Raw genomic sequence first — 26,481 nt, 5'->3', positions numbered from 1 at the left:
CAGCAGATGTCGATTGCCACGCTTTCCATCATTCTTCTTGTTCTGTTGTTCGCCTTTCTGGGGTCGGGCCTGTGGGTGGCGTTTTCGCTGCTGGGGGTCGGGATCGCGGCGATGGCGCTGTTCTCCGATGCGCCGCTGGGGCTGGTCATGGCGACCACCTTGTGGGGGCACAGCAATTCCTGGGCGCTGGCAGCGCTTCCGCTGTTCATCTGGATGGGCGAGATTCTGTTCCGCTCGCGCCTGTCCGAGGACATGTTCACCGGCTTGTCGCCTTGGATGAACCGGCTGCCGGGGCAGTTGCTGCATGTGAACGTCTTTGCCTGCGGGATCTTTGCGGCTGTGTCCGGGTCGTCGGCGGCCACCGCGGCCACGATCGGCAAGCTGTCGATCCCGGAACTCTCGCGCCGCGGCTATCCCGAGAAGATGATCATCGGCACGCTGGCCGGCTCGGCCACGCTGGGCCTGCTGATCCCGCCGTCGATCATCCTGATCGTCTATGGCGTGGCGACCGAGCAATCCATCGCCCGCCTGTTCGTCGCAGGGGTTCTGCCGGGCCTGCTGTTGGTGGGGCTTTTCGTGGGCTATGTCGCAATCTGGGCGCTGATCAACCGCGCGAACCTGCCCACCGAGGACATCCGCGCGAGTTTCGCGGAAAAACTGCGTCGCTCGCGCCGACTGGTGCCGGTGATCCTGCTGATCGTCGGTGTGATCGGCTCGATCTATGCCGGGATCGCCTCGCCCACCGATGCGGCCGCCGTGGGCGTGGTGCTGGCGCTGCTTCTGTCCTGGCGCGAGGGCACGTTGACCCGGGCCAGCTTCGTCGACGGGTTGATGGGGGCCACGGTGACCTCTTGCATGATCGCCTTCATTTTGGCGGGGGCCTCGTTCCTGACCGTGGCGATGGGCTTCACCGGCATTCCGCGTGTTCTGGCGGAATGGATCGGGTCCCTGGGCCTGTCCACCTTCACGCTGCTGGCGGCGCTGACCGTGTTCTTCGTGATCATGGGATGCTTTCTGGACGGGATCTCGGTCGTGGTGCTGACGGCTTCGGTCATCATGCCGATGGTGATGCAGGCGGGGATCGACCCGCTGTGGTTCGGCATCTTCCTGGTGATCGTGGTCGAGATGTCGCAGATCACCCCGCCGGTCGGCTTCAACCTGTTCGTGCTGCAATCGCTGACCGGGCGCGACATCCTGCGGGTGGCGCATGCGGCGCTGCCGTTCTTCTTCTTGATGATCGTGGCGCTGGTGATCATCGTGGCTTTTCCCGGCATCGTGACCTATCTGCCGAACCAGATGTGACGGGGGCGATGCAGGATTTTCCAATCATACGTACCGCCGGCGTGGACGGGCTGTTGATCAGCTTTGCCGCCGCACTCAGCGAACCGGCCAACCGCGCAGCGCTCGCCTTTCGCGCCGCGCTCGAGGCGGAGGGCTGGGCGGGGGTCGAGGAAACCTCGTCCTCGCTGGTCTCGGCCTTCGTCCGGTTCGATCCGCTGCGCCTGACACACGCCACGTTGCACCGGCAGGTGCAGACGCTGTTGGACCAGCGCGACTGGTACGCTGCCGACCTGCCCGGCGGGCGCAGGTTCTGGCGGGTGCCCACCGTCTTTGGCACGGATCTGGCGCCGCAGCTGGGGCAGGCGGCGCAGGCGGCGGGCCTGTCCGAGGCCGAGGCGGTCCGGTCGCTGTCCGAGGCGCGGGTACGGGTGCAGACCATCGGCTTTGCTCCCGGTCAGCCATATCTGGGTGAGTTGCCGCCCGCCTGGGACATCCCCCGGCAAAAGGAGTTGACCCCGCGCGTACCCGAAGGCGCGCTGGTGGTGGCGCTGCGGCAGCTTGTGCTGTTCTCGGTCACCACGCCGACCGGATGGCAACATGTGGGCCAGACCGCCATCCGTTTGTTCCAGCCTGATATGCCCCAACCCTTCCTGCTGCGCCCCGGGGATGAGGTGCAGTTCACCCCCACCGACCCGGAAACGCTGGCGCGGATGCGCAGCGATCCGCGCGGCGGCGCCAGTTGCGAGCCGTTGGCATGAGCGCGCATCTGACCATATTGCGCGCGGGGCCCGGCCTGACGGTGCAGGACATGGGGCGACCCGGGTATCTGGACATGGGCCTGTCGCGCGGTGGTGCGGTGGACCGGCTTGCATTGGCCGAAGGCGCGGCGTTGCTGGGACAGCCCGACACTCTTGCCGCCGTGGAAATGGCTGGCATGGGCGGCGAATTCCAGGCCGATCAGGACTTGCGCATCGCCCTGACTGGCGCGCGGATGCGGGCGCAGATTGACGGCGCGACCGCGGTCTGGAACGCCTCGCACCTGCTGCCTGCGGGCGCCCGGCTCAGCATCGGGCCGGCCGTGGCCGGCAGCTATGGGTATCTCAGCATCGGCGGCGGGGTGCAGGGCGATCCGGTTCTTGGCGCCCGTTCGGCGCATCTGACGGCGGGGATCGGTGCCGTGCTGAAGGGGGGGGACCGGCTGGCGATCGGCCTGGACGCGGGCGGTGCAACCGGCATGACCTTTGACCCCGAGGACCGGTTCTCGGGCGGGGAAATCCGCATCGTGGCCAGTTTCCAAACCGACCTGTTCGCCGGCGACGTTCTGGAGCGGCTGCAAACCACTACGTTCCGCCGGGACGCGCGCGCCAACCGCATGGGTGTGCGGCTGGAAAGCGACGGGCCGGGCTTTCATGTCTCGGGCGGGCGCAGCGTGCTGTCGGAAACCATCGTGCCGGGTGACATCCAGGTCACCGGCGACGGCACGCCCTTCGTGCTGTTGGCCGAATGCCAGACTACTGGCGGCTATCCCCGCATCGGCACCGTTCTGCCCTGCGACCTGCCCAAGGTGGCGCAGGCCCCGGCCGGGGCCGATCTGCGGTTCCGCTTCGTGTCGCTGGACGAAGCGGTGGCGGCCGAGCGCGCCGCAGCCCAGGCTCGCGCCGCGCTGCCCCGGGCGCTGCGCCCGCTGATCCGCGATCCGCGCTGCATGTCCGACCTGCTATCCTATCAACTGATCAGCGGCGCCATCGCCCGCGAAGAGGACGTTTTGTAGAAAAAGGAGCCTGTGCCATGGCACATCAAGTCGATCTGAATGCGGATATGGGCGAAAGCTATGGCCCTTGGAAAATGGGCGACGACGCGGCGCTGCTGAAGATCGTGACGTCGGCCAACGTGGCCTGCGGGTTTCATGCGGGCGACTGGGACGTGATGGCAACGACGATGGCGCAGGCGGTCGAAAACGGCGTGGGCATCGGCGCGCATCCCGGCTTTGCCGATCTGCACGGCTTTGGGCGTCAGCGGATGCACTATCCCCTGCCGTCGCTGCAGAACCTGATCCGCTATCAGGTCGGCGCGGCGCAGGCGATGGCACGGGCAACCGGCGGGCAGGTGCGTCATCTGAAACTGCACGGTGCGCTGGCTAACATGGCGTCCGAGGATCAGGCGATGGCACGTGCCTGCTACGAGGCGGCGCTGTCGGTGGCTCCGGATCTGATCATCATGGTTCTGGCCGGAACCGCCCAGCAGCGCGCCGCGCGAGACCTGGGCTGTCCGGTGGCCTGCGAGATCTTTGCCGATCGCGCCTACAACGATGACGCCACTCTGGTCGACCGCAGCCTGCCCGGCGCGGTGATCCACGACCCTGACCGTGCCGCCGCGCGCATGGTCGAGATGGTCAAGGCCGGGGCGATCATCACCGAAAGCGGCAAGCATATCCCGACCCGCATCGACACGATCTGCCTGCATGGAGACACGCCCACGGCGGTGTCGATTGCGGCCGGTGTCCGCCATGCCCTGCAGAAGAGCGGGGTTGAGCTCAAGCAGTTCGCCGGTGGCCCTGCCTAGGCTTCTCGATCGACGCGGCTGTTCAATGCGTCTCGCGTTCGATGACGCTGGGGTCCAAAAAGATACTCTCTTCGGGACGTCCGGGATCGACGAGCCTACGCTCCAGCAACGCGATGATCGCGTCAACGGCGGCGTCGATGGGGTTCCGGACTGTCGTCAGGCGGAATGTCGGCCATTTCGCCATGGCGATGTCGTCGAAACCAACAATCGCCAAATCGCCGGGTACGTTCAGAGACAGATCGCGCGCAGCCGATAGCGCCCCGATCGCCGTGGCGTCATTGGCGCAGACAAGCGCATCCAGAGAGGCGCGGGACAACAGACTGCGCGCGGCGCCGTATCCGCTGTCGACCGAGTAATCAGTCGGGTGTTCGGCCACGAGGTCAAGCCCCGCCCGATCCAGCGCCTGGAGGACCCCGGCGCGTCGCCGTGAAGACGAATAGAACTCCTCGGGTCCGCTGAGAAACCCGAACCGGCGCCGCCCCCGGCTGATCAGCAAGTCGGTGATCATGGTCATGCCATCGGCATTGCGGCAGCAGACATTGTCGACACGGGGCCCTTGAACGGGACGGCCTGACGAGATCATCGGGATGCCGAACCGCGCACATCTGTCGACGATCTCTTCGGACATGCTGCCGCCGCGCAGAATCAATGCGTCCAACGGATAGCGCAGCAGCTCTCGCAGCGCCTGATCCGTGTTGGCGCCGGTTCGGTCGATCAGAATGGGCCATTTCTTCAACCCGCTCAGGGCCTGGGCCAGTTCACCTACAAAGGCCGAGTCGTAGGGGCTGCGCATGTTGCCGACGAAGACGGCGACCAAATTTGATTGCCCGGCCTTGAGGCCAGCGGCCAGGGCATTCGGCTGATACCCGGTATCGGCTGCGATCTTGAGGATCCGTCTACGCTTCTCGGAATCGACATAGGCACCGGGCGTGAAAGCGCGCGAAACAGCTGAACGCGAGACGCCCGCAAGGTCCGCAACGGTCTGGGCCGTTGCGCGCCGGGGGCGTTTTGCGTCCTTGTTTCTCTCGCTACACATGCGGTTTGCGTTTCGCCTGTTCAGAGGGTTTCAACATTCTTGCAATGAATCGAATCTTTCATCAAACTGTCACGGTTGGAAGCTAGTGAACACGTGTGCACATTTTGCGAAAGGTGTCAGCCTTTTTCTGGATGTGAAATATGTCATCGGGGAAAATACCCCATAGTTTCCAGGGCTTTGGCCCGCCCGTAGGGGCGCAACATGAATCGGAGGAACTACATGATAAACGTCAAAACAGGTGCTGCTGCTGCCGCGTTCGCGATGATAGCGAATACGGTCTCGGCCGAAGTCGAGATTACGTGGTGGCACGCCATGGGAGGAGCCCTGGGTGACACCGTCAACCAGATTGCCGAGGATTTCAACGCGTCCCAGGACGACTACAAGATCACGCCGGTTTTCAAGGGCACATATGAAGAGACCCTGACCGCCGGCATCGCCGCATTCCGTGCGGGTGAACAGCCCAACGTCCTGCAGGTATTCGACGCCGGCGCCGCCACCGTGATTGGCGCTAAGGGCGCGACCGTTCCGGTTCAGGACCTGCTGGAGCAGAACGGCGTTGCGTTCGACATCGAGGACTATATCTCGGGCGTTCGCTACTTCTATGCCGACAGCGACGGCAAGATGATCGGGATGCCGTTCAACTCGTCCTCGCCCATCATGTATTACAACGTCGATGCGCTGGAAAAAGCGGGTGTGACGCCGCCGAAAACCTGGGAAGAGTTCCAGACCGTGACGGCGCCGGCGCTGAAAGAGGCCGGTTATATCGGCCTGTCGCAGTCGCATCTGCCCTGGATCTTCACCGAGAACTTCCATTCGCGCCACGACCTGCCGTTTGCCACCAACGACAACGGCTATGAAGGCGCTGACGGCACCAAGATTCTTGTCAACAACGACGCGATCAAGGCACACTTCAGCGCCGTCAAAGACTGGAAGGACAACGGGTTCTTCGAATGGTATGGCACCGGCTGGAGCGACAACCAGACCCCGTTCGAAGAAGGCAAGGTTGCCATCTGGCTGGGCTCGTCCGGTTCGTTCGGCGGCCTGTCCAAGAAGGACCTGCCGTTCGAGTTTTCGGCCACCTTCCTGCCCTATTGGGAAGCTGTGACCAAGGAACCCAAGCAGACCTTCATCGGTGGCGCGGCCCTGTTCGCGATGGCCGGCAAGAGCGACGAGGAAAACAAGGCCACCGCGGCATTCTTCGAGTTCCTGACCAAGCCCGAAACCCAGTACATGTGGCACCGCGAGACCGGCTATGTTCCGATCACCACCGCCGCCTATGAAATGGCAAAGGGCGATGGTCACTATGACCGTGCTCCGGCCGCCGAAGTCGGCATCAAGCAGCTGTCGCTGCCTGCTGGTGAAAACACCAAGGGCTATCGCATGGGCTTCTACGTCCAGATCCGCGACGTGATGAACCGCGAATATGGCCGGATCCTGACGGGTGAAACCTCGGTCGAGGACGCCTTCAAGGCAATCGAGGACGAAGCCAACGGTCTGCTCGAGCGTTTCGCAAAAACCCAGAGCTGATCCCACTCGCCAAGAAACGGGCGGTCGCAGAAGTGCGACCGTCCTCCCTTTTTCGGAGTTTTCATGAAACGCGCTGGTTTTTCCACTCGCTGGCTGCCGGTTCTTCTGCTGTTGCCGCAGCTGTTGATCATCGCGGTCTTTTTCTACTGGCCTGCCGCTCACGCGGTGCAGTCTTCGTTCTTCCTTCAGGATCCGTTCGGGTTTGGGTCGACCTTCGTCGGGCTGGACAACTACAGCGACCTTGCCGGGAATTCCGAGTATCTCAGCATTGCCTGGTTCACGGTGATCTTCACCGTTCTGGTCACGTTCTTTTCGCTGTCGATCGCGTTGTTGCTGGCCGTGAAGGCCGACAATGTGCTGCGCGGCGCCAAGACCTATCGCACGCTGCTGATGTGGGTCTATGCCGTGGCGCCGCCGGTGGCGGGTTTCATCGGCCTGATCCTGTTCAACCAGAGCTGGGGGCCATTGACCGAATTGGCGCGCTCGATCGGGTGGGATTTCAAACTGGGCGTGAATTTCAATGACACCGCCACGGCGATGGTTATCGTTTCGGTCTGGAAACAGGTTCCGGTGAATTTCATCTTCTTTCTGTCTGGCCTGCAATCGATCCCGCGATCGGTGCGTGAGGCGGCTTTGATCGACAACCGCTCATCCACGGGCCGGTTCTGGGACGTGACTTTCCCCCTGCTGGCGCCGACCGGGTTTTTCCTGCTGATCATCAATATCACCTACGCATTGTTTGATACTTTCGGTGTGATCGACACGATGGTGAAGGGTGAGCCGGGCAACAACCCGATGACGTTGGTCTACAAGGTCTATGTGGACGGCTTCCGCGGCAACGACCTGGGTGGCAGCTCGGCGCAGTCGGTTGTTCTGATGGTGCTGGTTTTGGCCCTGACGGTGTTCCAGTTCCGGCTCGTCGAACGCCGCATCCACTACACGTAAGGAGGGCAGACAATGACCGAAGCACATACCCCTGCGATGGCGTCCGCCACTTCACCCACCCAAACGCGAAAGCGCGGCATCCGGCTGTCCACGATCTTGGATCACACGATTCTGATCGTCGGATCGTTGTTCATGATGCTGCCGCTGCTGATGATCTTCCAGATGACGACCGTTCCGGATGTCGAGGTGATCAAAACCGGACCCAGCCTGACGATCGGGGACGAACTTGGCCCCAACTTCCAGAAGGCAATGTTCGAGGCCTCGGGCTTTTCCGGCCAGAACACGGGCATGAACATGCTCAAGAACTCGTTCATCCTGGGCATCGGTTTTGCCCTCGGCAAGATCATCATCGGCATGATGGCGGCCTATGCGATCGTCTATTTCCGGCTACGCTTCGCCACGCTGGCTTTCTGGGTGATCTTCACCACGTTGTTGCTGCCGCTCGAGGTGCGCATTCTGCCCTCGTACGAAGTGGTGCAGAAACTGGGGATGCTGAACACCTATCAGGGCCTCATCATCCCGCTGATCGCCTCGGCGACCGCCACGTTCTTCTTCCGGCAGTTCTTCCGCTCGGTTCCCGAAGAGTTGGTCGAGGCCGCGCGTATCGATGGCGCCGGCCCGGTGAAATTCTTCATCGACATCCTGGTGCCGCTGTCGCGTACGATGATTGCGGCGATGTTCATCATCATGTTCGTGTTCGGGTGGAACCAGTATCTGTGGCCCACCATGATCACCACCGAAGAGGACATGTTCACCCTGGTGCGCGGGATCAAGCAGATCACGCAGGTGCTGGAGGGCAACCGCATTCCCGAATACGGCCGGGCCAACCTGCTGGCGATCATCGCCATCATCCCCCCGGTCATGGTCGTCATCTTTTTCCAAAGCTGGTTCGTCAAGGGCCTGACGGAATCCGACAAGTAAGGCAGAATCAATGGCTCAGGTATCCCTGAAGAACATCCGAAAAATCTATCCCAACGGCGCCGAGGCGCTGACCCCGTCCAGTTTCGACATCGGTGATGGCGAATTCGTGGTTCTGGTCGGCCCGTCGGGCTGCGGCAAGTCCACTCTGCTGCGCATGGTGGCCGGCCTGGAAGAAATCACCGAAGGCGAATTGTCGATCAATGGCCGCGTCATGAATGACGTCGATCCGGCCGATCGCGACATCGCCATGGTGTTCCAGAACTATGCGCTGTACCCGCATATGACCGTGCGCAAGAACATCGCCTATGGTCTGAAAAATCGAAAGACGCCCAAGGACGAAATCGACCGCAAGGTGGCCGAAGCCGCTTCGATGCTGAACCTGAACGAGTTTCTGGATCGCAAGCCCTCGCAACTGTCGGGCGGTCAACGCCAGCGGGTTGCCATGGGGCGGGCCATCGTGCGTGATCCGGCGCTGTTCCTGTTCGACGAGCCGCTGTCGAACCTCGATGCCAAGCTGCGCAACCAGATGCGGATCGAGATCAAGGCGCTGCAGCGGCGTCTGGGCGTGACCTCGATCTATGTCACCCATGACCAGGTCGAGGCGATGACCATGGCCGACCGCATCATCGTGATGAACGCGGGCCGGATCGAACAGATCGGCACCCCGGCCGAGATCTATCACCGCCCGGCCTCGACCTTCGTGGCCAGCTTCATGGGCGCTCCGCCGATGAACCTGATCGGCGCACGTCTGGAGGGCGGCCGCGTGATGTTCAACGGCGACACGGTGCTTGCCACGGCCGAAGGGTCTGGCGCGGTGACTGTAGGTGTGCGGCCCGAAGATGTACTGATCGGGGCGGAGGGCTCGATCGCCTTTCACGTCGACATCATCGAAGAGCTTGGCGCGCACCGCCTGTTGCACGGGCGTCTGGCAGATCAGGAGTTCACGATCCACGTGGGCAAGGATGTCGAAGCCGCGCCCGGAGAAACGCGGATCTCACTCAAGCCCGACGCGATCAGCCTGTTCCACCCAGAAACCGGAAAAGCCCTGTGATCACGAACATCGTGTCGTCTTTGCCGCCGGTCTCGGATGATGTCCGAGACCGCATATTGGCAGCGCCGCGAACGGCCGAGGCGCACCGCGCCCTGATGGCGCAGACACCGGCGATGAACGCGGTGCAACTGGGCGGAAACGCAACCCGGGACGTTCTGGGTGCACGTTTCTCGGCTGCGGCTTGGAATGTGGAACGCTGCCTGTTCCCCGAAGAAAGCGCAGCCCACCTGGCGGCTGTGACCCCGGACATCGTTCTGCTGTCCGAGGTGGACCACGGTATGTCCCGTACCGGTCAACGTCACACGACGGCAGAAATGGCCGACAAGCTGGGTATGGCCTACGCCTTTGGGGTCGAGTTCCACGAACTGGATCTGGGCGGCCCGACCGAGCGCGCTTTTTGCAAGGATGATTTCAACACCCTAGGGTGGCATGGGAACGCGATTCTGTCCTCGGTTCCGTTCAAACGCGTGGCCATGATCCGTCTTGACGACCATGGCCACTGGTTTGCGGCCGAGTCCGGGGCGTCGGATCCGCAACAACCGCGGCTGGGTGGCCGAATGGCAATTGCAGCAGAAGTCGCGACCGAGAACGGGCCTGTATGCGTGGTTTCCACCCATCTGGAAAGCAATGCTGCGGCGGCGCATCGCCATACGCAGTTTCAGCTTATGCTGGATGCGCTCGATGAGTTTGCGCCCGGGATGCCGGTGCTGATCGGTGGCGATCTGAATACCGGCAACCACCTGCCACCGGATTTCGACTGGCGCCGGGAAACCCTGTTTGCTCTGGCCGAGCAGCGCGGATTTTCCTGGGAGTTCACGACCGAAGGCCACACTACCCGGCCCAGCCTGATCACGCCGCACCCGGACCGGGTGATGAAGCTGGACTGGTTCGCCGGCAAGGGGCTGATCTGCCGCGACCGGGGTCTGCTGTCGTCGCTGACCGCCGACGCCAAGCCGCTCTCGGATCATGACTGCGTCTGGTGCGCGGTTGAGGTGCCTGACGCCGGGTGACTCCGGCCTGTCCGCGATATTTGGTCACGTGGCCCAACGTCCCGTTGAGTTTCGGGGCGTTTTTTCGCGGTTCGACTGTGGAAAACGGTTTGGAAACCCCATAAGAACGAGGCCACCTATTCAACAGGCGGAAAACCAGTCCAGTGTTTGACCTCCCCGCGCAGCGCGCGCATCTTGCCGAGAAATTCGATCTGACCCCGTCGCCCGAGCTGGCCGCCAGCATGAGCGACATCTACGCCCGCATGTCGCGAGTCGTCTCTCCGGCGGACTGGGCGATCTACGCGCCCTATGTCAAGGCGATCAACGATCTGAAAGCCGAACGCAACGCGGTGATCCTGGGCCACAATTACATGACGCCCGAGATCTACCACGGCATTTCCGATTTCGTCGGCGACAGCCTGCAGCTGGCCATCAAGGCGACCGAGGTCGAGGCCGACGTGATCGTGCAATGCGGTGTGCATTTCATGGCCGAGACCTCGAAGATTCTCAGCCCCGAAAAGACGGTTCTGATGCCCGACATGGAGGCCGGCTGTTCGCTGGCCGAGTCTATCACCGCCGAAGGTATTGCCGAAATGCGCCGCCGCTATCCCGGTGCGCCGGTCGTGTCCTATGTGAACACCACGGCCGAGGTGAAGGCGGCATCCGACATCTGCTGCACCTCGTCGAACGCGGCGCAGATCGTGGCGGCGATGGACAGCAACACGGTCATAATGACTCCCGACCAGTATCTGGCGCAGAACGTGGCCCGCGACGTGCCGCAGAAGAACGTGGTCTGGTGGGAAGGATCGTGCATCGTGCACGAGCAATACACGGCGCAGGACCTGCGCGATTTCCGCGAATGGAACCCGGGCACCCGCCTGATCGCGCATCCCGAATGCCCGCCCGACGTGGTGGCCGAGGCCGATTTCTCGGGGTCGACCAGCGGCATCATCAAATACGTCACCGACGAACAGCCCGAAAAGGCGATGTTGATCACCGAGTGTTCGATGGCGTCGAACATCGCCGACGCTCTGCCGCAGGTCGATTTCGTCGGCCCCTGCAACATGTGCCCCTACATGAAGAAGATCACGCTGGAAAAGGTTCTGTATGCGCTGGACACCATGACCGGCCAGGTCGAGGTTGACCCCGACGTGGCGGAAAAAGCGCGCCTTTCGGTTCAGCGGATGATCGACCTGTCGCGCAAGCTGGGAATTTGATCGGGGCGATGCAGACGGTCTCGACCCCTCGGGTGGTCATCATCGGCGGCGGTCTGGCGGCGGTCTATACCGCGCTCAAGCTCGAACCGCACCCGGTGGTGATGATTTCGCCCGAGCCGCTGGGTTCGGGTGCCAGTTCGGCCTGGGCACAGGGCGGGGTGGCGGCCGCGATGGACCCGTCCGACAGCCCCGAAGCCCATGCCCGCGACACGATGCGCGCCGGCGCAGGATCGGTCCTGCAGGAGGTGGCCGAGTTCGTCACCCGTGCGGCGCGGGATCACATTCTGGACCTGTCCGATCTGGGCACCGGGTTCGACCGGGACGCCGAAGGCGGGTTCATCCAATCGCAGGAGGCCGCCCATTCAGTGGCCCGCGTGGTACGCGTCAAGGGCGACCAGGCCGGTGCCGAGATCATGCGCGCCCTGATCGCCGAGCTGCGGCGGCGTGCTTCGGTCCAGGTGATCGAAGGGGCGCTGGCGGTGGGGCTGGAAAGCGACGGGGCCAAGGTCTCGGGCGTATATCTGGCGCCGACCGACGCGCCGGGGACCGAACCGGTGCTGCTGCGCGGGGCGGCGCATGTACTGGCCACGGGCGGGTCGGCGGGGCTCTATGCCCGCACGACCAACCCGGCGCGCATACGCGGGCAGGGGATCGGCATGGCCGCACGGGCCGGGGCCCGGATCGCCGATGCCGAGTTCATTCAGTTTCACCCCACCGCGATCGACGTGGGCGAGGACCCGATGCCTCTGGCCACCGAGGCTTTGCGTGGCGAGGGCGCCGTGTTGATCAACCGCCACGGCGAACGGTTCATGCAAAGCATCCACCCTGATGCCGAGCTGGCCCCGCGCGATGTCGTGGCGCGCGCCGTCTATCTGGAAACCAAGGCCGGGAACCGGCCCGCGCTGGATACCCGCGCTGCGATCGGCGTGGCGATCCGCAGTCAGTTTCCGGCGGTGACCGAGGCCTGCCTGCGCAACGGTGTCGACCCCGTAACCCAACCGATTCCGGTGGCGGCGGCGGCGCATTACCACATGGGCGGTGTGGCCACCGACCTGAACGGCCGCAGTTCTCTGACCGGGCTCTGGGCATGTGGCGAGGCGGCCTCGACCGGGTTGCACGGGGCGAACCGGCTGGCCTCGAACGGTCTGCTCGAGGCGCTGGTCTTTGCCCGCGCCTGCGCCCGTGACATTGCGGGCACCCTGACGGTGGCCGACGCGCCCGAGGTGCGGCTGGGCCTGCCGTCCGGCGGCACCGAACCCGACCCCCAAGCCGTAGCCGAACTGCGCCAGGTCATGACTGATGGCGTGGGGGTGGTGCGCGACGCGGACGGGCTGCGCCGCGCCTTGGGCCGGATCGCCGTGTTGGAGTCGCTGCACGGCCAGTCGCACCTGTTCCGAAACATGACAGCAACCGCCACGCTGATCGCGGCAGCAGCGCTGATGCGCACCGAAAGCCGCGGCGCGCACTATCGGTCGGATTGTCCGGTTACGGCCGAAGGGCCGGGGCGGCGGTCTGATCTGACATTGGACGAGGCCGTGGCGCTGCGGTCGAAAATCTTCAAGGAAACCGCAAAATGCATCATGCCACTGTCCCCGACCTGATCCTCGAACCGATGGTCCGCGCCGCCCTGACCGAGGATCTGGGCACCTGCGGCGACATCACTACCCGCACCGTGATCCCGGCGGACGTGACCTATGCCGCACGGCTGAACGCGCGCGAGGATGCGGTTGTGTCGGGCATGCAGGTTGCGGCCCTGGCGTTCCGGCTGGTGGACCCGACGTTGAAGATCACGCCGCTTGTGGCGGACGGGGACCGTTGCACCAAGGGCCAGACCCTCATGGAGATCGCCGGCAGCGCGGCCTCGATCCTGTCCGGCGAACGCGTGGCGCTGAACTTTGCCGGTCGTCTGACCGGGGTGGCGACCCTGACCGCCGGGCTGGTGGCGCAGACCGCCGGGACCAGGGCGCGCGTCACCTGCACCCGCAAGACCACACCGGGCCTGCGAATCGTCGAGAAACTGGCCGTGTTGCATGGCGGCGGGTTCAATCACCGCCATTCGCTGTCCGACGCGATCCTGATCAAGGACAACCACATCGCTGCCGCCGGCGGGGTGCGCGCGGTGCTGGACGCGGTCAAGGCGCGTGCGTCGCACATGATGAAGGTCGAGATCGAAGTGGACCGGCTGGACCAGCTGGCCGAGGTTCTGGAAACCGGCGGCGCCGATGTGGTGCTGCTGGACAACATGACGCCCGACATACTGGCCGAGGCCGTGGCGATGGTAGGCGGACGTCTGGTGACCGAGGCGTCGGGCAATGTCACCGTGGACACGGTGGCTGAGATCGCGGCCACCGGGGTCGATTACATCTCGTCCGGGGCGCTGACCCATTCCTATCGGACAGTCGATCTGGGTCTGGATTTCTGATCACGGATCACGATGGTTTCGGCCATTCGATTGGATCCAGCCGGAAGTATCGGGACAGCTGTCCGTAGAATTCGGGCGCGGTTTCCCTGAGGGCCTCGGGGCGTTCGAAGAACAGCTCGACCGTGACGGCAAAGAACTCTTCGTGTCCCGTGGCGCCATAGGGGTCGATCACAGTGCGCCGGCCTGTCTCGACCGCGTGCAGATGCGCGTCATACGCGGCCAGAAAAACACGTTCCCACTCGGCATAGCTTTGACCCTTGGCCAGTACGGGCACGCCGTTGGTGCCGCCGGACAGATCATCCAACTGATGCGCGAATTCATGAAACACGACGTTGTGTCCGTCATGATCGTTTGCCGCGCCCTGCCGGCTGTGCGCCCAGGACAGGATCACCGGCCCCCGATCCCAGCTTTCGCCGGTACGGATGATCTCTTGCTCGGTCACGACATAGCCGCTGTGCCGCTGTTGGCGGGACTTGAAGGCATTTGGATAGATCAGGACCGTCGTCAGATTATCGTACCATTGGTCCGAGTTGACGACCAGAAGGCAGGCTTGTGCGGCAATCGACAGACGCATCTCGTCCGTGACCTCCAGCCCGTCGCAACCGATGAAATCGACCTGATTCAGGAACAGGTTGATCTTGCCTTCCAAAGTGGCGCGCAGCTTGGCCGGCAAACGCTCGAGGATCGGCACCATCGCATGGATGGTCCGCCGCTCCTCATCGCTCAGCGGTGTTTGCAGCAGCTCGGCCCTGGCCCTGGACTTCGACCAGAAATACCAGGCCACCAGACCGGCGATTGCCGCAACAAGGATCAGAAAAAGCACCATGTGGCGACGGTATCTCTATTGCCCCACCTCGGAAAGCCGATTCATTCGGTCGAGGGCTGCGTGAAGTGTGCCAGCCAAGGCCGTTCGACATCCATGCCCTGATACAGCGCATGCAGCAGCAGATGTGCCGTCACCGGGTCGGGGGCAAGGGGGCGTCGGTCCAGTCGCCCCTCTTTGACCGTCGTATCGGCGTCGAAGATCACCGCATTCTCTTTGATGGTGGTCACCACACGAAGCTGGGCCAGCGTTTCGGGGTCGACCGCGGTCGGGTCGTCCGAAAGGATCACGAAATCGGCCAGTTTGCCCACCTCGATCGAGCCCTTCTGGTCTTCCTCGAAATGCTGCCATGCCGGCCAGATCGTCATCGCCTTGAGGGCCGTCATCACATCGACCCGTTGATGCGGGCCCAGGATGTCGCCTGATCGGGTGCGCCGGGTGACCGTTGCGGCCAGAACCCGCATGCTGTCGGGAAACGCCACGGGCGCGTCGTGATGCGTACCGAACATCATTCCACGTTCCGTCACCCAGCCGGTGGGCGAGATGTTGTCGGCATTGACCGGCCCGACCGTGTGGTCGCGGTGCCAATCGCCCCAGTAGAAGGTGTGCATCGGAAACAGCGATGGGAACACGCCCAATCGTTTGAGGCTGGCCACCTGATCCTCCCGCAGGAACTGACCATGCACCAGAACCGGCCGGTTGCCCGGATCGCCATAGGTCAGCCGGGCCTCGTCGATGGCAGCGATCAGCATGTCCGTGGCCCCCTCGCCATTGGAGTGGGTCAGGATCTGGAGACCGTTCTCGAAACACCAGTTCACCGCATCCTGCAACTGCTCGCGCGTGATGGCGGCGTATCCGGCATAGCCGGGCGGGTAATCCCCGACCGGATCGTAGTAGGGCCGATCCCGCAGCGCGGTAAATCCTTGCGGCGAGCCGTCGATTGTCAGCTTGCACCCGCCGACTCGCACCCGGTCGGCATAGGTGCGCGAGGCGTCAGACGCGATGAAATCGCGCGATTCCAGAACGTCGGGAAAGGCCACGACGTCGATCGGAAGGTCGCCGTCCGCGGCCACCCGGCGCAGGGCTTGAACCACCGCGCCCGAGGAGCGTCCCTCTTGCGCGGTGGTGTAGCCAAAGCGCGCCCACATCCGACTGCCGGCGCGCGCGAAAGTCTGCAGCCCGTCTTCGCCGACAGCGCCAAGCAAGGGCACCAAGGCGCCGAAGAATGCGTATTCCTCCAGCACGCCGTTCGGCTCGCCGGCCTCGTCCTTTCGGATCACACCTCCGGGCGGGTTCTCGGTTTCTCCGGTGATCCCGGCCCGTTCGAGCGCTTTGGAATTGCCGACCCCCAGATGTCCGGATTGGTGGATGATCATGATCGGAACGTCGCGCGATACCGCGTCCAGTTCGGAACGGGTGGGGTGGCGCAGCTCGGCCAGTTGCGCGTTGTCATAGCCAAAGCCGATGATCATCCCCATCGCTTCGACCGTGTCGCTATTGGCCTCGGCCCACGCGGACAACGCCGCCTGCAGGCTGTCAATGTCGGTGACCCTGCCATCCGGTGGGGCCAGCAGGTTCGCCGACAGGGCTTGCAAACCACCCATGACCACGTGGCCGTGGCTGTCGACAAAGCCGGGCAGCATTGCGCGCCCGTCCAGGTCAAAGATCGTCGTATCGTCGCCCTGATGACTGCGCATCTCGGCCAGTTCACCTATTGCGATGATCCGCCCATCCCTGACCGCGACCGCCTGTACCGTGGGCCGGGCGTCATCGATCGTCAGAATCGGACCACCGGTATAGATCGTGTCCGCGACCTGTTGGGCAAAAGCCATGTTGCCGAAGGTCAGACCGGCAGCAACGCTCACGGCAGACAGGGATGAAAAACGCATTCCGAACCTCCAGCAGCATATGGCAATGCGATGGAGTCTAGCACGAAGTCCGCGTCTGGCCCGTGCAATATTCAGTTGTCGAACCGGCGCGCCGGCGTTTACTTGAGCGCGCGCGCGAGGAATTGCCGTGTGGCGTCCTGCTGCGGGTGGTCGAACAGCTGCTCGGGCGGGCCTTCCTCGACGATGCGGCCGTTCTGCAGGAAACACACCTTGTCGGCGGCCTGCCGGGCAAAGCCCATCTCGTGGGTGGCCATCACCATCGTCATGCCCTGCTGCTTGAGCATCAGCAGAACGTCCAGAACCTCGCCCACCAGTTGCGGGTCCAGGGCCGAGGTGATCTCGTCGAACAGCATTACCTCGGGCTGCATGGCCAATGCGCGCACGATGGCAACGCGCTGCTGCTGTCCGCCTGACAGCTGGTCAGGATAATTGTGCATCCGGTCGGCCAGCCCGAAGCGTTCGAACATCTCTTCGATCTGGGGCAGCAGGTCGGCCCGCGTGCGGCCGCGCACGCGGCGCGGCGCCAGCATCACGTTGTCCAGCGCCGTCATGTGCGGGAACAAGTTGAAGCTCTGGAACACGATGCCGATGCGCGCGCGCACAGATTGCGGATCCAGACCCGGCACCGAGATGTCGACCCCGTCCAACAGGATCTCGCCATCCTCGATCGGCTCGAGCAGGTTGATACAGCGCAGAACGGTGGATTTGCCTGCCCCCGAGGCGCCGATCAGGCAGACCATCTGCCCCTCGTCCACGGTCAGGTCGATGCCGTCGCAGACGGTGCGGTCGCCAAAGCGTTTGACGACGTTGCGCAGGTTCAGTTTCGACATCAGCGCCGCTCTCGCATTTGTCGGGCCATCAGGTGGTCGGCATAGCGCGTTGCCGGGATGGTCACGATCAGGAAGATGATCGCCGCGCCCACGTAAGGCGTGAAATTGGCCAGCAGCGATTTGAACACGCCGGCCTGGCGGAAGATCTCGACAGGGCCGATGAAGCTGAGAAGCGACACGTCCTTTTGCAGCGCGATCAGCATATTCATCTGCGAAGGCACCACGTTGCGGACGGCCTGCGGCAGCACCACGTCGCGCATCACCTGGCCTTCGGTCAGGCCCAGCGACAGGGCGGCGGCGCGCTGACTGTGGTGTACGCTGTCGATGCCCGAGCGGAAAATCTCGGCCACATAGGCCGAATAGGTCAGGATCAGCGCCAGCGACCCCCAGATATAGGGCGAGTTCCATGGCCGGGTCAGGCCCAGCCCCGGAATGCCGAAACCGATCAGATAGACGGTCAGGATCACAGGCACGCCGCGGAAGATGTCGGTGAAAGCCGCGCCGAAGATGCGCAACGGGAACAGCGCGGGTGATTTGGTGTCGCGGGCCAGCGCGATCAGCAGCCCCAGCACCGCGATCGCCGGTGCCGACCAGGCAAAGATCATCACGTTGATCTTGAAGGCTTCAAGCAGCTTCGGGAAGGTCTTGACCAGGACCTCGCCGTTGAAAAAGCTCTGCTGGACCTTGGCCCAGCCCGGCGCCAGCGGCACCAGCACGATAAGCGCCACGACGACCAGAACGGTGCTGGTCGCGGCGATCCGGATCGACCGCCGCCGCTGCTGCGCCTCAAAAAGTTCGCGGCGGGTCGGGCCCGCCGTTCTGTTTCGTGTCATGTCACTTGATCAGCGGAACGCCCGTTGTGTCCTGCAGCCACTTGGCCTCGATCTCGGCCAGCTTGCCGCTTTCATTCAGCGCGGCGATGGCCGCATCCACGCAGGATTTCAGCGGGTTGCCTTCCTCCATCAGCATGCCGAACTGATCGGGGTTGTCGCCTTGATCGGCAGGGAACTGGCCGATCACCTTGGACCCTTCGATCATCACCGCGCTCAGGAACAGGGCGGTAGGCAGGTCGAACAGCGCGGCGTCGATCTGGTTCGCAGTCATGGCCGCGTTCACATCGGCATTGTCGCCATAGAGCAGCGGATCGGCATCCGGCTGGATCACGCTGGCCAGTTTCGGCACGGCGGTGGTCGACCCGACCGCGCCCCATTGCAGGCCCTTCAGCGCCTCGAGCGTGGGCGGGGTGTCAACGGCGTTTGCGCTGACCAGAACGGCCATCGGCGCGGTGTAGTAGGGGGCCGAAAAATCGACGACCTGATCGCGCTCGGGCGTGATCGAGTATTGCTGGATGTTCACGTCGAAATTCTTGGCACCGGGCTGGATCGCCTCGTCAAAGGACGACCGGACCCAGACCACGTCGTCCGCGGCAAAGCCCATCTCCTCGGCCACGGCATAGGCGACGGCGGCTTCGAAGCCCTGGCCGGATTCGGGCGCGTCGTCCATCACCCACGGGTAATAGGCCGGGTTTCCGGTGGCCACGGTGAACTTGCCCTCGGTCAGGGTCTTGCCCGCGGCGCAATGCCCATCCGCAAGGGCCGAAGTTGCGGTGAACGCAAGGGTTGCGGCCGCGATCGAAAGCATCTTGGACATGAGTTTGGGTCTCCTGTTGGGAATGTCGGGCCCACGGTAGTGTTGCCCGCCGACCCTGTCCAGTTGGTCGCGGTCTATGCCAGACACCGCAAGAAGTTCAAGCCGTCACGCGGGTGGAATGTTGTGGTTCACTCGGAACAGGTTGCCGGGATCGTACCGCCCCTTGATGCGCGACAGCTGCGTGGCATTGGCCCCGTAGGCGCCGGACAGGTGATCGGCCTCGTCTGCTGGCATGAAATTGACATAGGCACTGCCGGTTGCATGCGGCGTCATGCGGTCATAGAGCGCGCGTGCCCAAGCGATGCAAGTGTCATCCTTGGCCGGATCTTCCCAACGGGTGTGCACGTTCATGATGAAATGGGCCGAGCGTTGGGGATAGGCTGTCGCCGCAGCCTCGACCCGGGCCATCGCACCGCCGACATGGGCAATGAACACCTCGCAGGACGGGTCCGGAAGGGTCGAGATACTGTCCAGAAGCCCTGCGATTGCATCCGTGGGCAGGGCATCAAAATCGTGACTTTTCCAATAGTTTCGCGCGCCGGGGGTCAGCAGGGGGTCAAAAGCGGCTTGCCAGTCGACGAAGGCGTGCGGCGAGATCACGTCCACGATCGGGTCCCCGAGGGCGCGCAGCGGCTCCATCGCGGCTTCGCCGTTTTCGATGGGACCTGCATAGCAGGCGGCAAAGATCAGCACCTCGCGCCCGTGCCAGTCTTCGGGAAGGAAGGGCAGGGGAGGGGCCTTGCGCATCACCGTCCAGACCGTCAGATCGTCAGGGGCGGTGTCGGCGATCCGGGCGTATTCGGGCAGCAGGGCGGGACCCTGTTCAAGCGGGTGGATCACAAGGCCGGACAGCACCTGCGGCCCCAGCGGGTGCAGGCGGAACTCGAACGAGGTAACCACGCCGAAATTGCCGCCACCGCCGCGAATGGCCCAGAACAGGTCCGGGTGGCTGCTTTCCGACGCGGTCACGATCGAGCCATCGGCCAGCACCACCTCGGCCGAGATCAGGTTGTCGATGGTCATGCCGAACTTGCGCGTTGTCCAGCCAAAGCCGCCGCCCAGTGTCAGCCCGGCGATCCCGGTGGTCGAGTTGATGCCCGTCGGAACCACCAACCCGTGCGCCTGCGTCTCTCGGTCCACGTCACCCAGAACCGCACCCGGCGCCACACGCGCGGTGCGCGCCTTCGGGTCGACATGCACCGATTTCATCTGCGACAGGTCCAGCATCACCGCATCATCGGCCACGGCATGTCCGGCGATCTGGTGCCCGCCCGAGCGGACGGACATGATCAGCCCCGCTTCGCGCACGAAATTCACGGCCTTTTGCACATCGCTGGCCCCGAGCGCCCGGATCACAAAGCCGGGTTTGCGGTCGACGATGCTGTTCCAGGTGGTGCGGGCACTATCGTATTCGCGGCTGCCGGGAAGAAAGACGGATCCACGCAGCGACGCGTCCAAAGCGTCCAGCGCTTCTTGGTCCACGGTTTTGGTGCTGCCGTTCAGCGTTATCAGGTCAAACATGATCAGTCCTCCAGATCAGGTGGACAGGTTTCCTGCGGTGCTGCCTCGGGCAATGGGTTGCGCGCCCCATTCGAGCGAAGGGCGCGCAATGCAAATTTGGTCGTGTCAGGCGAAGATGCCGGGATCGATCCGATCAACTGGCGTGATGACGTCAGCCGGAATGTTCAGACGCTTTGCCGCCTTGCGCAGGCTTTCCGCGTCCGGCGCCTCGTATAGACAATAGGTTTTTCGCTTGTCCGCGCTCAGGAACGAGAAAATCCACTCGATCCCTTCTTCGTCGTTGATTTCCTTGATCTTTACCTTGTCATCGTCGCCAAGCTCAAGCTGTTCGGCGAAGTTCCGTTCGATGATGTACCTTGGCATTATGCACCCCCCTGCGCATGTGCTCGGAGTCTAAGACGCGGATCCTTCAAGTTTTGACCTAAGGGAAACCATACCCAATTCCCGGGCAGTTGCCAACGCTTCGGCCTCAAGCGACAGGGCCGAGCGCAGATCCTGAGCGCGACCGCGACGGCGAAGAGCCCAGGCCCGCGCGGCTTGGCTGTGGGCGATCCACGGCGGCGCGGCCATCGCTGTGTCCACTTGGATCGCGGTTTCGAACAGCTCGTCGGCGGTGTCCCAATCACCCAACACGGCGGACAGAGCTCCCAGCCGCCGGGCCGCGGATCCGGTGCAGACGGTTGTCGCGCCGGCCGTGATCGTCAGGTCCCGGTAGGGCAGCAGCTTGTCGATCAGCGTTTGGGCATGGTGCGTGTTCTCGACCGCGACGCAGATATCCGCCAGATAGGACAGGGTGGTCGAGTACATCGCGTCCTGCGGCAGGTCAAAACCGGTGTCCGCGATCTCATTGAGAATACGCTCGGCGGGCTCGCGAAACCCGAGTTCGGCGGCTATCAGGCCGAAACCGGGTTTCCAGCTGGTTTCGCCGGGACTGTCGGACATGAGCCGTTTGATCACAGGGGCCACTTCATGCAACCGGGCCTGCTCGCGCCGGATGGTGAACATCTGAACGCCGTAGACACCCTCGACATGGGCGCCGTGTGTCTGCCGCCCGATTTTGACGGCTTCGCCTGCATAGGTCTCGGCGCGTTCAAAATCGCCATCCAGTATGGCTACCATTGCACGGGCGTGGATCTGAACCCAGTACAGCTGTCGGTGGTTGTCCTTGTCCGAAATCTCGGTCAGCAGTTTCAACGAGGTGTCGACCAACTGGCGATCCGCCATTTCGGCACCGACAAACAGGTTCAGGGTACGGTCGCGACCCTGATCGATGTTTCCAAGCTTTTCCGCAACTTCGTGCATGGATTCGAGGTTCTTGCGCCAGTTCAGCCGATCTTCGCCCTGGCGCGCCACGAAGGGAGCGCCGAAGCGGGTCATCATGACGGCGAACCGGGATTTGTGATCCCCCAGCCGGGCGGCCAGTTCCATGCATTGCTGGCCATATTTGGTGCCCTCGGCAAAGTCGCCGATGAACATGTAGGCGCGGGCGATCTGGGCCATCAGACGACACCGCCGAACCTCATCTGTCGGCGGCAGGCTGTCCAATGCCTCGAGGCACAGGCTGATCGCCTGGCCGTGCCTTTGGCCGGCCATCATGCATGAATCGGCGAAGTGATGTGCCGCGTCGGCAGCAAGGTCCGTCCGGCCTGAGTGCCGGGCGGCGTCCGAAGCCTCCTTCAGTTTGGCGATGCCTTCCGGCAACCTGCCTGCGCTGTCGTAGCTGCGCCCAAGCAGAAGGTTCCCAACGATCGTCTGAGGACTTTTTTCGTCGCCCAGTTTTTGCGCGGCCTTCAGGGTTTCCGTCGCATTGGCCAGGGCTTCCTGGCTGGCCGACCGTGACAGGGCCATTTCTGTCGCCGCGCGCCACCGGTCATAGGCGGCAGCCCAGTCTTCGGCCTCGGTCAGGTGCCGGGCGGCCAACTCGGGGCGTCGTTCAATCTCGGCCGACCGCAACTGCATCAGCGCGTGGGCGACATTGGCGTGTTGGGCCTTGCGTGTGCTGCTGAGCATGGACTGATAGGCGGTGTCCCTGATCAACGCATGGCGGAATACATAGTGCCCTTTGTGGTGCCCGCTTTCAAAGACCAGACCAGCGCGACACAGCTCAGCCAAACAAGTGTCGAGCTCTGGCGGGGCTTCCGGCATCGACGCGGCAAGCAGAGCCGGTTCGAACTCGCGCCCGATAACCGACGCCGCAAGAGCCGTTTGTTTGGCGTCGGGCGATACGGCGTCCAACCGGGCCATCAACGCTCCGCTCAGGGACGAGGGCACATTCACACCGACCCCGCCGGTTTCGTGTATGGCGCGTGTCAGTTCCTCGACAAAAAGCGGCACGCCGTCGGTTTTTTCGACAATCAGGTCGACCAATTCCGGATCCGGATCGCGTCCCGAGACACGTTGCACCAGATGGGCGACCTGCTCGGCATCAAGTCGCCCCAGATGCAGGGTTTGGACATGGCTGTCCCCTTCGGTCTTCTGCATTTCCCAGCCGGGGCGATGCGTGATCACGATCAGAAGGGGAAGGTCGACGCACAACGCTTTGAAACGGTCCAGCAACGCGTGGGTCGAGGCGTCGATCCAATGGGCATCCTCGACAAACAGGATGACCGGACGTTGGACGGCCCGGGCCTTTACCGTGGTGATCAGCGCTTGGATCGTCAGGTCTCGCTGTTCCTGGGGCGACAGTTGCAGGACCTGCTGGGCCAAGGTGCTGCGCGGGGCGACCAAGGCGGCGAAGGCAGGAAGAACTAGGTCCAGATCCAGTCCTTGCCGCTGGGCCAGCATGTCGTGAACACTCTCCTGCACCCTGTCGTCGTCAAAATCCGGGTCGACGCCCGCATCCTGCGAAATCCGTTCGGCAACCGGGTGAAACGGGCTGCTGGTGAGATAGGGAGAGCAGTTCAGTCTGATGATGTCGGCCTGATGGACCACGCTTTCGTCCTGCAGAAACTCCTCGATCAGGCGCGACTTGCCGATTCCCGCTTCACCTGACAGCAGGACCACTTCGCCTTTGCCGTCCTGCGCGTGTTTCCAGGATTGCAGAAGGATGCCCTTTTCAAAACTGCGGCCGATCAGGAACCCGTGGGCACCATCCCCGCGAACCGCATGGAACCGGCTTTCGGCGCTGCGCTCACCCATGACCTGAACCAGGTCGTGGGCGACATCGAAGCCTTTCAGGGGCACGCTGCCCAAGGATGAAACCTCGAACACGCCATCCAACGACCCTGTCAGGTCTGCACGGGGCATGACGACGGCGTTTGCCGGGGCTTTTTCCTGCAACCTGGCGGCCAAGTTCAACACCGGTCCGGTCATGGCGCCTTCTTCGAACGAGTTTTCACCGATCGCGTCACCGACAACCACGTCGCCGCTGGCGATGCCGATGCGCACGGCGAGTGGAGTTCCGTCGGGCGTCGTCATCTGCCGGACCCTTCGCACGGCTTCGAGGCCAGCTTTGACGGCCCGAATGGCGTGATCCTCATAGGCGCGGGGCCACCCGAAAAAGACCAACAGCCCGTCGCCAAGGTATTTTGCGACATATCCTCCATACCGGCTGACAGCACCTGCAACGGAATCCTGGTATCGCTGCAACAGGATCCGCATGTCTTCGGGGTCGATCCGGTTGGTCAATTCGGTCGAGCCGACGAGGTCGGCAAAAAAGACCGTCAGATGGCGCCGCTCGGCCGGAGCTCGCGACGGTTGCCCATCCGTGTCGGGCCGTATTTCGGCTGCGGCTGCTGCGATGTCAGATGTTGGCTGCTCGGGCGTTTGTTCATCAGACAGGATGCGGGCGGCAGCCAGAATGACCTTGCGGTGCCCGAGGCTGACTCCAAGCTCTCGGAGATCGTCATTGGTCAGCAGAGGCAATACGCGTGCATCAACGTCATTCTCCGCAAATGTCTCTGCGTATTGGCCCAGACCAAGATCGTTCAGCCATGTTTTGACCGTGAACCCCATTGACGGATCATGCGTGGTTGCAATTCGTCAATCAAGCGTGAGGATTGAACTTTACATAATCATGATTACGCGGCTCTGTGATCAGAACTCATTCCGCGGCCCACGTGATCCGGTCAGGCGCGGTCAGTCTTTGCCAGGCGTCATATTGCGACAGAAACACCTGACCGTTCAAAGCATCGAGGAAATGCGACTGCTTCAGTCGGTCCATGACCGGGCCTTTGACCTCGCTCAGGTGCAGCCCGACACCCATGTCGCGCAGGCGGTGGTTGATCGCTTCGAGGCTTTCGAGCGCCGAGAAGTCGACCTCGTTCACCGCCGAGAACATCAGTACCACGTTGCGGATCTCGCAACCCTCGGTCACGCGCGACTGGATCAGATCCTCGAGGAAGCGGGCATTCACGAAATACAGGCTTTCATCCACCCGCAGCGTGACCAGCGTGGGGTCGGTCTGGACCTTGTGGCGCAGGATGTTGCGGAAGTGTTGAGTGCCCGGCACCAGCCCCAGTTCGGCCACATGTGGACGTGAAGTCTTGTAAAGATGCAGAAGGATCGAGATTGCCACGCCGCTGGCAACACCCGCTTCGACGCCGGCCATCAGGGTCAGGACGATTGTAGCGGCGACGGCGGTGAAATCGGCCCGTGAATAGCCCCAGGTCTTTTTGAGGATTGAAAAATCCACCAGGCTAAGCACCGCCACGATGATCGTCGCGGCCAGCGTCGCCTTGGGCAAGAAATAGACAAGCGGGGTCAGGAAGAGTGCCGCCACCGCCAGCCCAACGGCGGTGAAGGCACCGGCCGCCGGGGTCTCGGCGCCCGCGTCGAAGTTCACCACCGAGCGCGAGAACCCGCCGGTGACCGGAAAGCCCCCGGTGAACGCGGCGCCCAGATTGGCCGCGCCCAGACCGATCAGTTCCTGGTCGGGGTCGACGCGCTGGCGTTTCTTGGCCGCAAGCGTCTGCGCGACCGAGATGCTTTCGACGAAGCCGATGATCGAGATCAGGATGGCGGGCACCAGCAGCGCGCCGATCAGGTCCGAGGACAGCCCCGGCAGGGTCAGCGGAGGCAGGCTTTGGGGCACCTCGCCCACGATCTTGACGCCGCGCGCGTCCAGCCCGAAGGCCCAGACCGCCATCGTGGTTGCCACTACCGCCACCACAGGCCCGGCCTTGGTCAGCACATCGGCCAAAAGCGGCGGTACGCCCATGCGCCGCAGCGCGGGTTTGAGGTTCTTGCGCACCCAGAACAGGAAGGCCGTGGCCAGTGCGCCGATCACCACCGTAATCCCGCTGGTCTGGTCCAGATGCGCCAAGATAGAGCCCAGCATCTCGGGCAGGGTATGGCCATGCGCGCTGACCCCCAGGATGTGTTTCAACTGGCTGGTGGCGATCAGAATGCCCGAGGCGGTGATGAAACCCGCGATCACCGGATGAGACAGGAAGTTGGCCAGAAAGCCCAGCCGGAACACACCCAGCAACACCAGGAACCCGCCCGACAGAAAGGCCAGTGTCAGCGCCGCCACCGCATAGCCGGCGGTGCCCTGTTCAGCCATCTGCCCCACGGCGGATGCGGTCAGCAGCGACACCACCGCCACCGGACCCACCGCCAGCGCCCGGCTGGTGCCGAAGATCGCATAGAGGATGATCGGCACGATCGAGGCATAGATACCCGCCTCGGGCGGCAGCCCCGCCAGCAGCGCATAGGCCAGCGATTGTGGGATCAGCATGATCGTCACGATCACCGCGGCGATCAGGTCATTGGACAGCGCCGCCCGGTCATACCGGCGGCCCCAATCCAGAATTGGCAAGTATCGCAACAGGTTGTGCATCGGTTCCACGTTCAAGAGGGCACAGGGCGGGTGTTGGA

The 26,481-nt window shown here is 63.3% G+C and carries 22 protein-coding genes; 12 read left to right on the top strand and 10 right to left on the bottom strand.

The window, feature by feature from the left end; all coding sequences use genetic code 11:
• Window positions 1–6: 6 nt before the first annotated feature.
• From K3752_RS19105 to K3752_RS19090, 4 genes are read left to right on the top strand one after another with little or no spacing between them, the layout of a single operon-like run.
• Window positions 7–1,302 (top strand): TRAP transporter large permease, encoded by a 1,296-nt coding sequence (locus K3752_RS19105; RefSeq protein WP_170391549.1) that lies wholly within the window; start codon window positions 7–9, stop codon window positions 1,300–1,302.
• A gap of 8 nt (window positions 1,303–1,310) precedes the next feature.
• Window positions 1,311–2,039 (top strand): allophanate hydrolase subunit 1, encoded by a 729-nt coding sequence (locus K3752_RS19100; protein ID WP_170359563.1) that lies wholly within the window; start codon window positions 1,311–1,313, stop codon window positions 2,037–2,039.
• Window positions 2,036–3,052: a biotin-dependent carboxyltransferase family protein gene (locus K3752_RS19095; protein WP_260066570.1), complete on the top strand. Its 1,017-nt coding sequence runs from the start codon at window positions 2,036–2,038 to the stop codon at window positions 3,050–3,052. Before K3752_RS19100 ends, K3752_RS19095 begins: the two co-directional genes overlap by 4 nt.
• Before the next feature lie 17 nt (window positions 3,053–3,069).
• Window positions 3,070–3,843, top strand: coding sequence for a LamB/YcsF family protein (locus K3752_RS19090; RefSeq protein WP_260066569.1), 774 nt, complete (start codon window positions 3,070–3,072; stop codon window positions 3,841–3,843).
• A gap of 22 nt (window positions 3,844–3,865) precedes the next feature.
• Here K3752_RS19090 and K3752_RS19085 read toward each other — a convergent pair whose 3' ends face one another.
• On the bottom strand, window positions 3,866–4,879 hold the full coding sequence (locus K3752_RS19085) for a LacI family DNA-binding transcriptional regulator (RefSeq protein ID WP_170359559.1): 1,014 nt from the start codon (window positions 4,877–4,879) through the stop codon (window positions 3,866–3,868).
• A 219-nt stretch (window positions 4,880–5,098) separates the two neighbouring features.
• On the opposite strand from K3752_RS19085, the gene K3752_RS19080 reads away from it, so the two are divergent.
• The 8 genes from K3752_RS19080 to nadC all read left to right on the top strand — a co-directional run bounded on the left by K3752_RS19080 (window position 5,099) and on the right by nadC (window position 13,951).
• Window positions 5,099–6,406 (top strand): extracellular solute-binding protein, encoded by a 1,308-nt coding sequence (locus tag K3752_RS19080; RefSeq protein WP_409233626.1) that lies wholly within the window; start codon window positions 5,099–5,101, stop codon window positions 6,404–6,406.
• Between the two features lie 63 nt (window positions 6,407–6,469).
• Entirely contained in the window at window positions 6,470–7,351 is an 882-nt protein-coding gene (locus K3752_RS19075) for an ABC transporter permease subunit (RefSeq protein ID WP_093963282.1), read from the top strand.
• A 36-nt stretch (window positions 7,352–7,387) separates the two neighbouring features.
• The gene (locus K3752_RS19070) at window positions 7,388–8,272 is read left to right on the top strand and encodes an ABC transporter permease subunit (RefSeq protein WP_170341801.1); all 885 of its coding nucleotides are present in this window, start codon (window positions 7,388–7,390) and stop codon (window positions 8,270–8,272) included.
• Window positions 8,273–8,282: 10 nt separating this feature from the next.
• A complete protein-coding gene (locus K3752_RS19065) occupies window positions 8,283–9,323 on the top strand; it encodes an ABC transporter ATP-binding protein (RefSeq protein WP_170441245.1) in 1,041 nt (346 codons plus the stop codon).
• Window positions 9,320–10,333 (top strand): endonuclease/exonuclease/phosphatase family protein, encoded by a 1,014-nt coding sequence (locus K3752_RS19060; RefSeq protein WP_409233625.1) that lies wholly within the window; start codon window positions 9,320–9,322, stop codon window positions 10,331–10,333. The genes K3752_RS19065 and K3752_RS19060 overlap by 4 nt, the downstream gene beginning before the upstream one ends.
• A gap of 143 nt (window positions 10,334–10,476) precedes the next feature.
• On the top strand, window positions 10,477–11,529 hold the full coding sequence (gene nadA / locus K3752_RS19055; RefSeq protein WP_260066567.1) for a quinolinate synthase NadA: 1,053 nt from the start codon (window positions 10,477–10,479) through the stop codon (window positions 11,527–11,529).
• A gap of 8 nt (window positions 11,530–11,537) precedes the next feature.
• The gene (locus tag K3752_RS19050; protein ID WP_260066565.1) at window positions 11,538–13,130 is read left to right on the top strand and encodes an L-aspartate oxidase; all 1,593 of its coding nucleotides are present in this window, start codon (window positions 11,538–11,540) and stop codon (window positions 13,128–13,130) included.
• On the top strand, window positions 13,103–13,951 hold the full coding sequence (gene nadC / locus K3752_RS19045; RefSeq protein ID WP_170435789.1) for a carboxylating nicotinate-nucleotide diphosphorylase: 849 nt from the start codon (window positions 13,103–13,105) through the stop codon (window positions 13,949–13,951). Before K3752_RS19050 ends, nadC begins: the two co-directional genes overlap by 28 nt.
• A 7-nt stretch (window positions 13,952–13,958) precedes the next feature.
• On the opposite strand, the gene K3752_RS19040 is transcribed toward nadC, so the two are convergent.
• The 9 genes from K3752_RS19040 to K3752_RS19000 form a co-directional block, all read right to left on the bottom strand.
• The gene (locus tag K3752_RS19040) at window positions 13,959–14,777 is read right to left on the bottom strand and encodes a zinc-dependent peptidase (RefSeq protein WP_260066563.1); all 819 of its coding nucleotides are present in this window, start codon (window positions 14,775–14,777) and stop codon (window positions 13,959–13,961) included.
• Window positions 14,778–14,818: 41 nt separating this feature from the next.
• A complete protein-coding gene (locus tag K3752_RS19035; protein ID WP_260066561.1) occupies window positions 14,819–16,663 on the bottom strand; it encodes an amidohydrolase in 1,845 nt (614 codons plus the stop codon).
• Between the two features lie 98 nt (window positions 16,664–16,761).
• Window positions 16,762–17,493 (bottom strand): amino acid ABC transporter ATP-binding protein, encoded by a 732-nt coding sequence (locus K3752_RS19030; RefSeq protein WP_260066559.1) that lies wholly within the window; start codon window positions 17,491–17,493, stop codon window positions 16,762–16,764.
• Window positions 17,493–18,326, bottom strand: a complete 834-nt coding sequence (locus K3752_RS19025) for an amino acid ABC transporter permease (protein WP_170365763.1) — start codon at window positions 18,324–18,326, stop codon at window positions 17,493–17,495. Before K3752_RS19025 ends, K3752_RS19030 begins: the two co-directional genes overlap by 1 nt.
• Before the next feature lies 1 nt (window position 18,327).
• Window positions 18,328–19,143: an ABC transporter substrate-binding protein gene (locus tag K3752_RS19020; protein WP_170541516.1), complete on the bottom strand. Its 816-nt coding sequence runs from the start codon at window positions 19,141–19,143 to the stop codon at window positions 18,328–18,330.
• Between the two features lie 105 nt (window positions 19,144–19,248).
• Window positions 19,249–20,664, bottom strand: a complete 1,416-nt coding sequence (locus K3752_RS19015) for an FAD-binding oxidoreductase (RefSeq protein ID WP_260066557.1) — start codon at window positions 20,662–20,664, stop codon at window positions 19,249–19,251.
• Window positions 20,665–20,769: 105 nt separating this feature from the next.
• A complete protein-coding gene (locus tag K3752_RS19010) occupies window positions 20,770–21,027 on the bottom strand; it encodes a DUF4242 domain-containing protein (RefSeq protein ID WP_093963294.1) in 258 nt (85 codons plus the stop codon).
• Window positions 21,028–21,057: 30 nt separating this feature from the next.
• On the bottom strand, window positions 21,058–24,618 hold the full coding sequence (locus K3752_RS19005) for an AAA family ATPase (protein WP_260066555.1): 3,561 nt from the start codon (window positions 24,616–24,618) through the stop codon (window positions 21,058–21,060).
• 88 nt (window positions 24,619–24,706) lie between these two features.
• Window positions 24,707–26,443 (bottom strand): SulP family inorganic anion transporter, encoded by a 1,737-nt coding sequence (locus K3752_RS19000; protein ID WP_260066553.1) that lies wholly within the window; start codon window positions 26,441–26,443, stop codon window positions 24,707–24,709.
• Window positions 26,444–26,481 lie beyond the last annotated feature (38 nt).

This window comes from Ruegeria sp. B32 (assembly GCF_025141855.1).
In the GTDB taxonomy this organism is placed as follows: Bacteria; Pseudomonadota; Alphaproteobacteria; order Rhodobacterales; family Rhodobacteraceae; genus Ruegeria; species Ruegeria arenilitoris.
This window is presented reverse-complemented; position numbering and strand designations above follow the sequence as displayed.